The sequence below is a fragment of the Martinezella hainanensis genome, from assembly GCF_900094555.1.
In the GTDB taxonomy this organism is placed as follows: Bacteria; Pseudomonadota; Alphaproteobacteria; order Rhizobiales; family Rhizobiaceae; genus Rhizobium; species Rhizobium hainanense.
In genome coordinates this window covers 417,777-430,853 of the sequence record NZ_FMAC01000003.1, presented here as the reverse complement: position 1 = coordinate 430,853, position 13,077 = coordinate 417,777, and the positions used below count along the sequence as shown (strand labels likewise).

The window sequence follows — 13,077 nt, the reverse complement described above, 5'->3', positions numbered from 1 at the left end:
TGGTTGTTCGAAGCCGGAAGGCCACGCCGCGGATCAACGCCTTTGGCGTTGGCCTTTGCGGTCACATGGTCTGCCCGGGCGTTGGGTCAGCACGACGAACGCATCCGACGAGCGTCGACTGTCGGCTTCCGTGTGCTGGCGACTAGATCGCGGATTCATGTGATCCTCTGTGATACTGCGCGCCCGACCGGAATCAGGCTTTCCGAAATGCAAGAATTCAGGATGAGTTGCTCTATACGCCACTGCGTAACGGGATCAATCGATACCATGGTATAATCGGCTGGGCTCGGAATGAGCCCGTACCCGTGCGACCACTGCTCTATGGCATTGACTGCTCAGCCTCTGGCTGGCTCGAGGCCTGCTTTGGCGGGACGTTGCCGTTTTGCTCGGCGCGATCCCGATGCAGCGCCGCGCGCGCGAGCAGCATGAAGGTGACCGGCGTGGTGACCGTTACGAAGATGCCAATCAACAGTTCATGAATGACGAGTGTCTGTGTCGAGATCGAAAAGAAGATCATCGATGCGATCATGATCGCACCGATGCCGCCGCTCGTTCCCAATGTCGGCGCGTGGATGCGCTCGTAGAACGTTCCAAGCCTCAGGAAGCCGATCGCACCGACGAGCGTCAGGAAGGCGCCGACCACGAGAAGTCCGCCAACGGGGATCGCCGCCCACAGCGGTATGTTTTCAAGCGGCGTGCTCATTCGATCACCTCCCCGCGCATCAGGAACTTCGCCAAAGCAACGGTTGCGACGAAGCCCAGCATGCCGATGACGAGCGCCGCCTCGAAATAGACGACACGACCGGTGCCTATGCCGAAGGTCAACAAGAGCAGCATGGCATTCACATAGAGCGTGTCGAGCGCGATGATGCGATCCTGCGCACGCGGGCCGCGGAACATGCGAATGGAGGCGATCGCCATCGCCGCCACGATCATCAGCTGCGCAGCCGCGACGGATATCTGGAGGATCATGGCACTCATGCGAATATCTCCATCAACAGGCTTTCATAGCGATCGGTGACCGTCCTGCGCCATTGCGCTTCATTTTCGAGATCAAGGACATGCAGCAGCACGGTGTTGTCGTTGGAATCATATTCCAGCCACGCGGAGCCCGGCGTACTGGTCAGGATAACCGCAAGCAGCGCCAGCGGGATCTGATCCCGCACCTTCAGCTCAAGGACCACGAATCCCGGCGTCGTCTTGCGTGAGCGCCCCCTCAGGATAATCCAGGCCACCTGGACATTAGACTTCAAGACGTCGAAAACGACGCGAAAGAAGAGCTTGGGTAGCAAATACCATTTTCGCAGCCGCGGCTTCTCGGGGCGCAGCGAGGCCATACCCCAGGAAGCGAAAACCGCGACGATGATGCCAAGGATGAGCTGGCCGAGCGTGAAGCCGTTCAGCAACAGCCACATCAGGATAAGACTCAGCGCCAGGAGCGGATAAGGCAACATCACAGACCTCCCGCTTTTGCTGACGCAACCACGGCATTACGGACAGCATCGACATAGACATTGGGGTCGCTGAGCGTACGGATGGTCGCATCCATGTACTGCATGACGGGGCCGGCCCAGATGGTCAATGCCAGCGTCAATGCGAGCAGGCCCATGACCGGGAATATCTCGATGACAAGCACGCGGGGAACGGTGCCCTCCAGCGAGCTCCAGAACGTGCGTATGCCGGCACGCGTCATGGCGATCAGGGCGGCGATGCCGGAGAGAATGACAAGCAGGATCAACGTCCAGACGGCGGCGCTCGGCGGTATGCCGATCGCGCCGGTTCCCATCATGGCCGAGAGCATGGCGAACTTGGCAACGAAGCCGGAAAGAGGCGGCAGGCCGGCAAGCAGGATGCCGCAAGCGGCAAAGCAGATGCCGAGCATGGCCATAGTGCCGGGCATGGTGACGCCATCGCCTTCTGCCGGCTCCTTCTCCTCGGCATCGCCATATGCCTCCATCGTGACGGCGAGAACGCTGGCGCCGGCATCCTGCCCACGCTCGACGAGCTCGATCAGCATGAAGAAGGCGCTAATCGTCAGCGTCGAACTAACAAGATACATCAACGCGCCGGACGAGATGGAGCCGTCATTGATACCGATCACCATCAGCAACGTACCGGATGAGACCAGCACCGAAAAACCTGCAAGCCGGCCAAGCGCCTGTGATGCCAGCACACCGACCGTTCCGAAGATCAGCGTTGCCATGCCGCCGTAGAGAAGCACGGTCGCACCGAAGCCCGCCGAAGGGCCGGTATTGAACAGAAGCATTGTCAGCCGCAGGATAACATAGATGCCGAGCTTGCTGAGAATGGCGAATATGCCCGCGACCGGCGCCGAAGCCGCACTATAGGCCGTCGGCAGCCAGAAGCAGAGCGGCCACATCCCAGCCTTGATGAGAAAGGCAATGCCGAGCACGCCCGTACCCGCCTGCATCAACATGCGACGATCGGCCGACATTTCCGGGATGCGCACGGCAAGATCCGCCATGTTCAGCGTTCCCGCCGTGCCATAGATCAGGCTGACACCGATGAGGAAGAGCAATGCCGCTGCCAGATTGACGGCAATGTAATGCATGCCCGCCTTGACGCGCAGCGGCCCCGAGCCATGCAACAGAAGGCCGTAGGATGCAGCCAGCATAACCTCGAAGAAGACGAAGAGGTTGAAGAGGTCACCCGTCAGGAAAGCGCCGTTGACGCCCATCAACAGCAGCTGGAACATGGTGTGGAAATGCGCACCGACCGCGTGCCAGCGGGCCAGAGAGAATATCAGCGCAGCAATGGCGACGATGGATGTCAGCAGCAGCATGAGTGCCGACAAGCCGTCGAGCACGAGCACGATGCCGAAGGGTGCGCTCCAGTTTCCAAGCAGATAGGCGCGTTCCAGCCCCGGTGATCCGCCCTCCGCACGGAAAAGCGCAAGTGCAATGCCGGCCAGCAACAGCGTCGCGGCAAGGCTGATGAGCGCCTTCAACGTGCGCGAACGCTCGTCAATGAACACGAGCAGCGCACCCGCAATCAGCGGAACGAGGATCGGCGCGATGATGAGATGGTGCGACCAGCCCGTCATTTCCGATCACTCCTTCCATCGACATGGTCGGTGCCGGTCAGGCCGCGCGAGGCAAGCAGCACGACGAGGAACAGGGCCGTCGTTGCAAAGCCGATGACGATCGCCGTCAGCACCAGCGCTTGCGGTACGGGGTCCGCCAGAGCGCGCGTCGCAGTGCCTTCGCCAAGCAGCGGCGGCACATTCGTCTTCACACCGCCGACGCCAAAGATGAAGAGGTTGACGGAATAGGAGAGCAGCGACAGTCCGATGATGACCTGATAGGTGCGCGGACGCAGGATCAGCCAGACGCCGCAAGCCGTCATCACGCCAATCGCTATGGACAAGATGAGTTCCATCAATCCCCCTTTGCCTTGTCGACATCAAGCGCGCGCAGGCGATTGATGCGGATCGACTGGTGCGCGAGCGCCACGAGGATCAGTACCGTGGATCCCACGACGAGCAGGAAAACACCGAGGTCGAAGAGCAACGCGCTTGCCGCCGGCACCTTGCCGATCAACGGTAGGTCCAGATACTGGAAATGCGAGGTGAGGAATGGATAGCCGAAGAACCAGGCACCGATACCCGTCGCCGTCGCGATCAAGAGCCCGGCGCCCATCCACCGCAGCGGCAGGATGCGGATGCGATCCTCCGCCCAACGCGTACCACCGGCCAGATATTGCAGCAGGAAGGCGATCGAGAGCGTCAAGCCAGCCGAGAACCCGCCGCCCGGCGCATCATGCCCCCGCATGAAGATATAGACCGACAGGGCGATCACAAAGGGGAACATCCACTGCATGATGACGGATGGCACGAGCAGATAGTCGCGCACCGTGTCACCGGCCGAACGCTCTGGCCGTTCCTCGTCGAAACGGTTCTGTATCCGCTGCTGTTCCGGCATCTCCATGCTGTCGGGTGCAGGACGGAAACGACGCAGCAGCGCATAGACGGTCAAGGCGACGACACCGAGAACGGCGATTTCGCCCAAGGTGTCGAAGCCACGGAAATCGACCAGAATGACGTTGACGACATTGCGGCCGCCGCCCTTCGAATAGGCGTTTTCGAGGAAGTAATTCGCGATGGCGTCGGGCACCGGCATGGTCATGACGGCATAGGAGACGAACATCATGCCGACGCCGCAGATGACGGCCAGCGCCAGGTCGCGGAAGCGACGGAAACGGGCACGCAGGTCGACCGTATCGTCGATGCCCTCGTTTCGCTTCGGCAGCCAGCGCAAGCCCAGCAGGATGAGAACGGTCGTGACGATCTCGACGAGGAGCTGGGTAATCGCGAGATCCGGCGCGGACAGCCAGATGAACGTCATGCAGACGATCAACCCGACCCCGCCCAGCATCACCAAAGCAGCAAGCCGGTGATATTTGGCAAAGAAGGCGGTGCCAATCGCAAGGCAGATGCCGATCGCCCAGACGGCAGCAAAGACCGGATCAGCGCCCGAAAAGGCAAAATGCTTCGCCTCGAAGCCCGACAAATAGAGCGGCAGCAAACCGGCCGCGAAGCCCGTTGCCACCACCCAGCGAAGCTGCGGCTGCAGCTTGCGCGTGCCGATCCGCTTTTCGGCGGTTCTCGCCCAGTGCCAGGAGACCTCGACCAGCACGCGCTCGAAAATGCGCTGCCCCTTCAGACGACGGAAGATGGGCGGGCCGTCGTCGCATCGCGACAGGTAATCCTTGCAGGCGAAATAGAACACCGTTCCGCCGACCAATGCGATGATGCTCATGACGAGCGGCAGATTGAAGCCGTGCCAAAGCGAGAGGCTGTATTGCGGCGTATCGGCATTGAGAACGCTGACGACGGCGGCATGCAGGAAAGGCGCGACCGAAAGCGCCGGAACGATGCCGACGACCAGGCACACCACGACCAGAAGCTCGATCGGAAAACGCATCCAGCGCGGCGGCTCATGCGGCTTGGCGATCGGCAGATCGGTCGGGGCCGGCCCGAAAAAGACCGTCTGGATGAAGCGCAGCGAATAGGCGACGCTGAAGGCGCTTGCGAGCGTCGCCACATAGGGCAGCATGCGATCGAGAATGGAATCTGCATGGGTTTCGATCGCTTCCGCGAAGAACATTTCCTTCGACAGGAAGCCGTTGAGCAGCGGTACGCCGGCCATGGCGGCACTCGCGACGATCGCAAGCGATCCGGTGAACGGCATATAGCGGAACAGGCCGCTGAGGCGGCGCATGTCGCGCGTGCCGGTCTCGTGATCGATGATGCCGGCTGCCATGAACAGCGACGCCTTGAAGGTCGCGTGGTTCAGCATGTGGAAGATGGCGGCAACCGTCGCAAGCGGGCTGCCGAGGCTGAGCAAGGTGGTGATGAGGCCGAGATGGCTGATCGTCGAATAGGCGAGCAACCCCTTCAAATCCTGCTGGAACATCGCAAAATAGGCGCCGAGCAGCAGCGTGATGATGCCGGCGGCCCCGACGATGTAGAACCATTCGTTGGTACCCGCGAGAACCGGCCAGAAGCGGGCAAGCAGGAAAACGCCTGCCTTCACCAGCGTCGCGGAATGCAGATAGGCGGAAACCGGCGTCGGCGCCGCCATCGCATTCGGGAGCCAGAAATGGAAGGGAAACTGCGCGCTCTTCGTCAGCGCGCCGAGCAGGATGAGTATCAGCGCAGGCAGGTAGAGCGGATGATTGCGGATGATGTCGCCAGAGGCCAGGATCTTGTCGAGATCGTAGCTGCCAACGATATGGCCGAGCAGGATCAGCCCGATCAACAGGCAGAAGCCGCCGATCCCCGTGATCGTCAGCGCCATGCGGGCACCGTCACGCGCGGCAGCTGTGTTGTGCCAATAGCTGATCAGCAGGAAGGAGAAGATGCTGGTCAGCTCCCAGAATATCGAGAGCAGGATGACATTGCCCGACAGCACGATGCCGAGCATCGCACCCATGAACGCGAGCAGGAAGGAGAAGAAGCGCGGAACCGGGTCCTCCTCCGACATGTAGTAGCGGGCATAGACGATGACGAGAAAGCCGATCGCGGTGATGACGAGCGAAAACAGCCAGGCAAAACCATCCAGCCTGAGGCTGAAATCGAGCCCGAGCTGCGGCAGCCATTCTATGCTATAACGGACGACGCCACCGTCCTTGACGGCGGGATAGAAGCTTGCGGACAGCAACAGCGCCAGAAATGTGACAGTCCCGGCAATCCAGGCCGGACCGCGCCGCGACTGCGTGCGCAACAGGCATACGGAAAGAAGACTTCCGATAAACGGCAGAGCCAAAAGTGCCAGAATGAAAACAGGCTCGCTCGTTATCCCAAAACGTTGTTCCTTCGCTTGGCCGGATCACGCCAGACTACCCGTCCGCAAAACCCCTAGAAATCCGGTATATTATGTCCTATATGATAGATATCGCCCAATATGGGCAGCTTCGAACCCTGCGTCAAGGTAAGATGGCGATGATTTTGACACCAGCGCTCTGCCGGGCAGCCCGCGGCTTCCTCGATTGGACGCAGATGGACCTTGCCGACCGCTCCGGCGTATCGCGCAGCACGATCCGCGACTATGAAGGCAACCGCCATAGCCTGCATCGGGCAACGGAGGCGCAGTTGCGTCTGGCGCTCGAGGCAGGAGGAATCGCCTTCTTCCGGATCGAAGGACATGAGATCGGCATTTGTACGAAGGCTATTGTCGCGGAAGCACCAGCGCCGACACATACAGAAAGCTGCGAGATCCTTTCCGGCACCGGCGAAAGAAACCGGACACCTCCTAAATCGGAGCAATAGCGCCGAATAGAACTGGGCGCGCTCGATGCAACTTCCGACCATAAAGCCACTTTTGCGAACCGGAATGAAGCCTTTGGCCCGCGCCGGCGTCAGATCGCCGGCGGCCGATAGACGTCCGCTCGCGAGAAGGTGAACGGAAAAGCCCTCAATTCAGCCAGATTCCGACCGATTACCGCATCCGCGCCGTGCCCCAGACGACCGGAGAAACCGATGTCCGATACTACAGCGACCACAGCAGAAACGCCCGCCTCCCGCTATCGATCGTCGCAACGACTCCTGCATTGGCTCATGGCCATCGTCATCATTTCAGCGCTCGTCATCGGCCTTTATTGTTCCTACCTCACACCGGGCATACCGCTGCGTCGCGCGCTCCTCGATGTACACAAGTCCCTGGGCATGACGGCGCTCTTCCTCATCGCCATACGTCTGCCGCTCAGGCTTTCGCTGGGTGAACCTGCATATCAACAGCCGCTTGGCGTCTTCAATCACCTTGCTGCCCGTGGCGCACATATCCTGCTCTATGTCTTGATGATCCTGATGCCCCTTGCAGGCTACACCACGTCCGCCACCGGGGGCCACGACCTGCCATGGTTCGGTCTCTTCCAATGGCCCAATCTGCTGCCGCTCGATAAGGGCCTAGAGAGAACGGCTGCCGAAATTCACGAATATGGCGCCTACTGCCTATATGCCGTCGTCAGCCTGCATATCCTGGCAGCCCTCTGGCACCATTTCGTCCGCAAGGATGAGGTCCTGAAGAGAATGATGTTCTGATTCAATTCCTTGTGAGTCAAACAACGCGCCACCTTTGCAGAAGACGGCTCAGGTCTTTGCCGTTTCCAGATTGCCGCATGTCTCGAACAACAGCATGCGTACCCAACGATGGCCGGGATCGCGATGGGTGCGCTCGTGCCAGACGGCGAGTTTGGTGAAGCCCGGTATTTCGACGGGAGGCTCACGCAGAACAAGACCTTTTGCGCTTTGCGCCAGCCGTCTGGGAACGGCGGCCACCAGATCGGTCGTGCGTAAAATCTCGGCAAGAACAAGAAAGCTCGTAACCGTCAGCGCAACATGCCGCCGACGACCAATCTTGGAGAGGGCATCATCCGTCACGCCCCAAAAGCGCTCGCCGGAATAGGAGACCAGCACGTGATCAAGGGCACAGAAGCGGTCAATGGAAAGCTGCTGCTTCCGCGCATCGGGATGGTTGCTCCGAAGTGCGCAGACATAGGTCTCATCGAACAACCGCCGCGCATGAAGCTCCGGCAGCGCGGTCTCCGGGGTCATCAATGCGAGGTCGAGATCACCGCTTTCGAACTGCATCTGCACACGATCGTCCTCGACCGGACGAATGGCAATGCGAATGCCGGGCGCTAACGGTCTCATCTTCGCCAGGAACGGCACGACGACGGCTTGAAGGGCATAATCGGTCGCGGCAATCGAGAGCGTGAACTTGGCAGTGGTTGGGTCGAACGCCGCAGGCTGCAGAAGCGCCCCGACATCAACAAGGATCTGCTTGAGCGGTCCTGCGAGCTCCGTTGCACGCAGTGTGGGCACAATCCCGCGCCGAGTACGGACGAATAGCGGGTCGTTGAAGCTCTCGCGCAGGCGCGTCAGCATCCCACTCACCGCAGGCTGCGTGAAGCCGAGGCGCTCGGCCGCACGCGTGACGCTGCGTTCATCGAGCAGCGCATCGAGCGTGCGCAGGAGATTGAGGTCGAGAGCTCTGATATCTTTCATCGTTATAGGCGTGATCACGTATTGCTATTTGCGTTATGTCTGCAGATTTCCCATCATCATGCAAGTTGAAAACTGCAATTTCCCGGCATGTGCCGGCCCATAATCAGGAGAGCACCATGAACGAAATCATCTGGCCGAAGGGCTATATTCCAGGCTTTACGGAGAACTTCGTATCGAATGAAGTCATAGTGGCGGACCTTTCCGCAGAAGAAATCTGGCCGTTTCTCGGCTATGCTCCGCGCTGGCCGAGCTACTATGCCAACTCCGCCAACATCCGCTTCCATGATGACAGGGGGCCGGAACTTGAGGAAGGCGTCCGCTTCTACTTCGAGACCTTCGGCTTCCCGGTCGAAGCACGGTGCACCGAGTATATCCCGCCTGCCAATGGACAGCCTGGCCGCGTCGCCTGGCATGGCTGGGCCGGCGAGGAAGGTAGCGAAAGCCGGCTGGATGTCCACCACGCCTGGCTGATTGAAGATTTGTCCGAGGGCCGGGTGCGCATCCTGACCCAGGAAACTCAGAAGGGTAAGCCAGCTGCCGAACTCGCTCGCACCAAGCCCAATCCGATGATCAACGGCCATCAAGATTGGCTGGATGGCCTGGTTGGCGCTGCGCGTGATGCAAAAGAACAGAAGTGATGAGGGCCATATCTCATCCAATTTCCACGGCCTTCGGGTTGCCAGTGATGGCGTTCCGAAGGCCGATGCTTGCATGACCTGCCATTCAGTTTAAGAGGTACCGGCATCGGCGACGGCGACCGTTTCCTCGCTTCAGCTTGATGGCTCCGGCGACCGCCTGCAACATATTGTAATATTTTCTAACACGTCGCTATAATTTCTTCTGCTATGGACGGCCGAGGATAAGATCTGCGAGATATTCCTTCGAAAGTCATCGATCGCTGGTTGCTCTCGGCCCATCTCCCAGCCCTTTTAGGCGGCGTAAGGCTTGCTCCGGCACGCAGATAATGGGCGAAGGATCAGGATCTACAAACATGGTTGCACGCATGAGGACGGTTGAGCCTTCACATCATATTCTTGTTGTCGAAGACGATGACGAGATTGCAACTATGCTGGTCGAACTGATCAAGGACCATGGCTTGCGCGCCTTGCCTGTGCGAAGCGGCGCGGAGATGGACAAGATATTGCAAAGGCACCCATTCGATCTCGTGATCCTCGACGCCATGCTTCCCGGAGAGGATGGTTTCAGCATCTGCCGGCGCCTGAGGTCGGCCGGAACGATCCCGATCCTGATGTTGACCGCACTCACGGAGGATATCGATCGCATCATCGGCCTTGAGCTTGGAGCGGACGACTATGTCACCAAGCCGTTCAACCCACGGGAGCTTGTCGCCAGGATCAAGGCGCTTCTTCGCAGAGCTTCGTATGGTACGGAGACATCGGAGCGAAAGCCGCTGACGAAGATGACTTTTGCCGGCTGGGTGCTCGATCCGAGAAGCAGGCGGATCGTGGACCCGGAAGGCGCCGAAGTGCTGATGACGACATCCGAATTCGATCTGTTGCTCGCCTTCTGTCACAATCCAAACCAGATCCTGACCCGTGAGCAGCTGCTGTCTATGACACATGCCGGCACGGCCGGGCCGGTCGAACGGAGCGTTGACGCTCAAATCAGCCGCCTTCGGCAGAAGATTGAGCCAAATCTGAAGGAGCCGATCTTCATCAAGACGGTGCGGCTTGGGGGCTATCTTTTCGCCGCGAATGTCGAGTACCTGCCGTGAAGTGGCTATCCCAATCATCCGTCCGCACCCAGATTGCCATTCTCACAACTTTGCTTGCTACTGTCGTCACAACCATAACGGCCGGCACCGAACCATTCGTGCGCAGCCGCTTCGACAAGGGCGTCGAAGTCGGACTTTTTGCCGGCCGCATCGAGACCATTGCAAAGGAGTTCGCGCTTTCGACAGATGAAGCGCAAGGAGACGCAATCCTTTCAAGGTTCAAAGCACAAGGCGTCGATGTCTGGAGGGCGACCGGTGAACAGGCCGACGCTTCGCCGATCGCGACACAGGACATCCCCTCCGCCGTGCGCCGACTGCTCGACTATAATCTCTTTCTCGACCCTCAAGGCTTCATGGGCTGGAACAATCCCACGACTTTGACGGTCAAAGCCGGAGATGGCAGCCTGGTATTTGCATTGCCGGAGTTTTCCACGACACGATGGGTCCTCCCTGCTGTTGTGGGCAATCTTGTCCTGATCATTGTCCCTGCTGCTATTCTGGCAATCCTGACCGCGTGGTTGATTGGAAGACCAATCGTCAATCTGGCAAAGGCAGCCGAATCCGTCCGCTCCGATGACGAGCTTGACGAGCCTTTCGATGTTCGTGGCTCGGCCGAGCTGCGGAGCCTCGCAACATCGCTCAACCTCATGCGCAAACGCATCCGCGAGCTGGTAGCCGGACGCACCCGCATGCTGACATCCATCAGCCACGACCTGCGCACACCCTTGACGCGGCTCAGAATGCGCAGCGAGCGGTGCGAACAAGCGGAGTTGCGGCAACAAATGTTGAGGGACATTGATGTGCTGTCCGGCATGATCAATGAAAGCCTTGCCTATCTCGGCGGTGAGGTCGAGGCCTTGAAGAAGGTGGAGCTGTCCAGCCTTCTGCAAACCGTGACCGATGATTTTGCCGATACCGGCATTGAGGTCACTTTCACCGGACCGCGGCGCTTACCCTACGTTTGTCGTCCGCGGGCGCTATCAAGAGCCATATCAAACCTGATCGACAACGCCTCCCGCCATGCCGGCCGCATCGATCTGACACTTGCCCGGGAAGAAGATGGTTCAATCGTCATCACGGTTGCCGATGATGGTCCCGGGATCGCCGACGAATTGAAACCGAAGGTCATGGAGCCCTTCTTCAAGGCCGACAAGGCACGTTCGCCGAGCAAGAATGGCGGTTTCGGCCTCGGGCTTTCCATTGCACATGGAATCATTACGGTCGGTCATCGAGGCAGCTTCGAATTGCTTGACCGCAAGCCGAGCGGCTTGGTCGTCGTAATACGACTGCCCGCCAATTCCGGCATCGGCAATGCCGCAACATTTTCATAAAAATCCGAACACAACGCAACAAGGGCAAACTTTACAAGGAGATCGCAAAAACACTCCAGGAGCTCTCCATGAAGTCCCTTCCCGCATGCCTTGCATTGGCAGCCATTTCCCTTGCTGCAGCAGGCTGCGCCACTTCCGAACCCATGGTCTATCAGGGCCTTGCATCCGCGGCGCAACTGAGACCCGATCCGAGCGACAGTTCCGGGCAGGCCCCGTTCAGCTACAAGGTGAGCGTGAACTGGAGCCAGTATAACAAGATCATCGTCGAGCCTGCCAGCATCTATAGAGGCAAGGACAGCCAATTCGCAGACATGTCCGAAGAGGACAAGCAGACACTCGCGCGCTATATGCATGACAAGTTCAGCAGTGTGCTCACCCAACGCTATTCGATGGCCGCCGCCCCCGACCCCACTACGCTGCGCCTGCGCTTGACGCTTGCCGGTGCGGAAACAACCAATCCCGTGCTCGGTCCGGCCTCGCATGTCGACATCGCCGGCGGCGTCTACAATACCGTCCAGGCGGCGCGCGGAAAACAAGGATCGATGACCGGCTCGGCAACCTATGCGGTCGAGATCTATGATTCAACATCCAACCGCCTGCTGCTTGCCTATGTCGCCAAGCAATATCCGGGTGCGCTCAATCTCGGAGCATCATTCGGAAGTCTGAAGGCCTCTTATGTCGCAATAGACAAGGGCGCCGCCGATCTCCTGACCCGAACGAGGTAGATGGCTGCCGGGTCGCGTGATGTGAACAAGGAGATTGGCTGCGTATCCGAACGCATCGAAAGCCAAGAATACTGGGTACAACCGCGACCTCGGCAAGATTACCCATACAGATGTCAGAACATCCATTCAGGCACACCAGCCCGATGGCTTGCACGCAAATTACCCATGACACGCACGCATGGAATACAAGCGAAAGGCAATGTCTCTGCACTGCCTTTCACCCTTCGCAGACATCGTCAGCCGCGGTCGTGGACCACGCCGACGATCTCGCCAGAACGGGAAACGCTTACCAACAGGTCGTCTCCGTCTCTCCATGCTCGCACCAGGTAACGTGGTCCGACGTCTTGCACATCCTTGACCCGATATCCCCGACGCACCAGGAGACGAATGACATCGGACGGACCGAAATCGTCGGAGTTTTGACCCCATTCGCGACGTTCTTCGTGGCGGCGATTCCATCGCTGAAGAAAATCGGCTTCCGGCTGCCCTTCTCCCGGAGAATAGGTTGGCGATTGGTCCTCATAGAATACGACCTGGGCATAACAGGAGCTGACAGTTCCAATGGTGACCGTCGTTGCCACCATCATTGTCAATGCCGCGTAATAGATCTTCATTGCTTGATCCTCTTGCTTCACCCCCGCAAGCGCAAGGCAATGCAAGCTTCCTGCGAGCGACCTCGCCAGTATGGCCAGTTCCGTTTTCAGCGATGTATTTTTTTGTTGAGAAATATTACGGCCGGCCAAACAGGCCATCGCATCA

General features: G+C 59.1%; 13 protein-coding genes and 1 pseudogene. 6 read left to right on the top strand and 8 right to left on the bottom strand.

All coding sequences use genetic code 11. The features are described from left to right. Positions 1-319 precede the first annotated feature (319 nt). From mnhG to GA0061100_RS12575, 6 genes are read right to left on the bottom strand one after another with little or no spacing between them, the layout of a single operon-like run. Positions 320-703, bottom strand: coding sequence for a monovalent cation/H(+) antiporter subunit G (mnhG, locus tag GA0061100_RS12600; RefSeq protein WP_075853030.1), 384 nt, complete (start codon positions 701-703; stop codon positions 320-322). Continuing rightward, a complete protein-coding gene (locus GA0061100_RS12595; RefSeq protein WP_075853029.1) occupies positions 700-981 on the bottom strand; it encodes a K+/H+ antiporter subunit F in 282 nt (93 codons plus the stop codon). The genes mnhG and GA0061100_RS12595 overlap by 4 nt, the downstream gene beginning before the upstream one ends. After that, a complete protein-coding gene (locus GA0061100_RS12590) occupies positions 978-1,454 on the bottom strand; it encodes a Na+/H+ antiporter subunit E (RefSeq protein WP_075853028.1) in 477 nt (158 codons plus the stop codon). The genes GA0061100_RS12595 and GA0061100_RS12590 overlap by 4 nt, the downstream gene beginning before the upstream one ends. Further along, positions 1,454-3,064, bottom strand: a complete 1,611-nt coding sequence (locus GA0061100_RS12585) for a monovalent cation/H+ antiporter subunit D (RefSeq protein ID WP_075853027.1) — start codon at positions 3,062-3,064, stop codon at positions 1,454-1,456. The genes GA0061100_RS12590 and GA0061100_RS12585 overlap by 1 nt, the downstream gene beginning before the upstream one ends. Continuing rightward, positions 3,061-3,399, bottom strand: coding sequence for a Na+/H+ antiporter subunit C (locus GA0061100_RS12580; protein WP_075853026.1), 339 nt, complete (start codon positions 3,397-3,399; stop codon positions 3,061-3,063). Before GA0061100_RS12580 ends, GA0061100_RS12585 begins: the two co-directional genes overlap by 4 nt. Beyond that, positions 3,399-6,320 carry a monovalent cation/H+ antiporter subunit A gene (locus GA0061100_RS12575; protein ID WP_244557833.1) on the bottom strand — a complete coding sequence of 974 codons (2,922 nt, stop codon included), beginning with the start codon at positions 6,318-6,320 and terminating at the stop codon, positions 3,399-3,401. The genes GA0061100_RS12580 and GA0061100_RS12575 overlap by 1 nt, the downstream gene beginning before the upstream one ends. Before the next feature lie 77 nt (positions 6,321-6,397). Between GA0061100_RS12575 and GA0061100_RS12570 the strand changes: the two are divergent. Continuing rightward, positions 6,398-6,682 (top strand): annotated as a pseudogene (locus tag GA0061100_RS12570) (helix-turn-helix transcriptional regulator); the annotation flags it as partial. A gap of 318 nt (positions 6,683-7,000) precedes the next feature. After that, positions 7,001-7,561: a cytochrome b gene (locus GA0061100_RS12565; RefSeq protein ID WP_075853023.1), complete on the top strand. Its 561-nt coding sequence runs from the start codon at positions 7,001-7,003 to the stop codon at positions 7,559-7,561. Between the two features lie 48 nt (positions 7,562-7,609). On the opposite strand, the gene GA0061100_RS12560 is transcribed toward GA0061100_RS12565, so the two are convergent. Continuing rightward, positions 7,610-8,527 carry a LysR family transcriptional regulator gene (locus tag GA0061100_RS12560; RefSeq protein ID WP_075853022.1) on the bottom strand — a complete coding sequence of 306 codons (918 nt, stop codon included), beginning with the start codon at positions 8,525-8,527 and terminating at the stop codon, positions 7,610-7,612. A 116-nt stretch (positions 8,528-8,643) separates the two neighbouring features. Between GA0061100_RS12560 and GA0061100_RS12555 the strand changes: the two genes are divergently transcribed. The 4 genes from GA0061100_RS12555 to GA0061100_RS12540 all read left to right on the top strand — a co-directional run bounded on the left by GA0061100_RS12555 (position 8,644) and on the right by GA0061100_RS12540 (position 12,318). Beyond that, positions 8,644-9,165, top strand: coding sequence for an SRPBCC family protein (locus tag GA0061100_RS12555; RefSeq protein ID WP_075853021.1), 522 nt, complete (start codon positions 8,644-8,646; stop codon positions 9,163-9,165). A gap of 353 nt (positions 9,166-9,518) precedes the next feature. After that, on the top strand, positions 9,519-10,262 hold the full coding sequence (locus GA0061100_RS12550; protein WP_075853020.1) for a response regulator: 744 nt from the start codon (positions 9,519-9,521) through the stop codon (positions 10,260-10,262). Continuing rightward, positions 10,259-11,593 (top strand): HAMP domain-containing histidine kinase, encoded by a 1,335-nt coding sequence (locus tag GA0061100_RS12545; protein ID WP_075853019.1) that lies wholly within the window; start codon positions 10,259-10,261, stop codon positions 11,591-11,593. Before GA0061100_RS12550 ends, GA0061100_RS12545 begins: the two co-directional genes overlap by 4 nt. Positions 11,594-11,661: 68 nt before the next feature. Beyond that, the gene (locus GA0061100_RS12540) at positions 11,662-12,318 is read left to right on the top strand and encodes a DUF3313 domain-containing protein (protein WP_075853018.1); all 657 of its coding nucleotides are present in this window, start codon (positions 11,662-11,664) and stop codon (positions 12,316-12,318) included. A gap of 236 nt (positions 12,319-12,554) precedes the next feature. On the opposite strand, the gene GA0061100_RS12535 is transcribed toward GA0061100_RS12540, so the two are convergent. Then, positions 12,555-13,070 (bottom strand): hypothetical protein, encoded by a 516-nt coding sequence (locus tag GA0061100_RS12535; RefSeq protein ID WP_244557820.1) that lies wholly within the window; start codon positions 13,068-13,070, stop codon positions 12,555-12,557. Between the last annotated feature and the right edge of the window lie 7 nt (positions 13,071-13,077).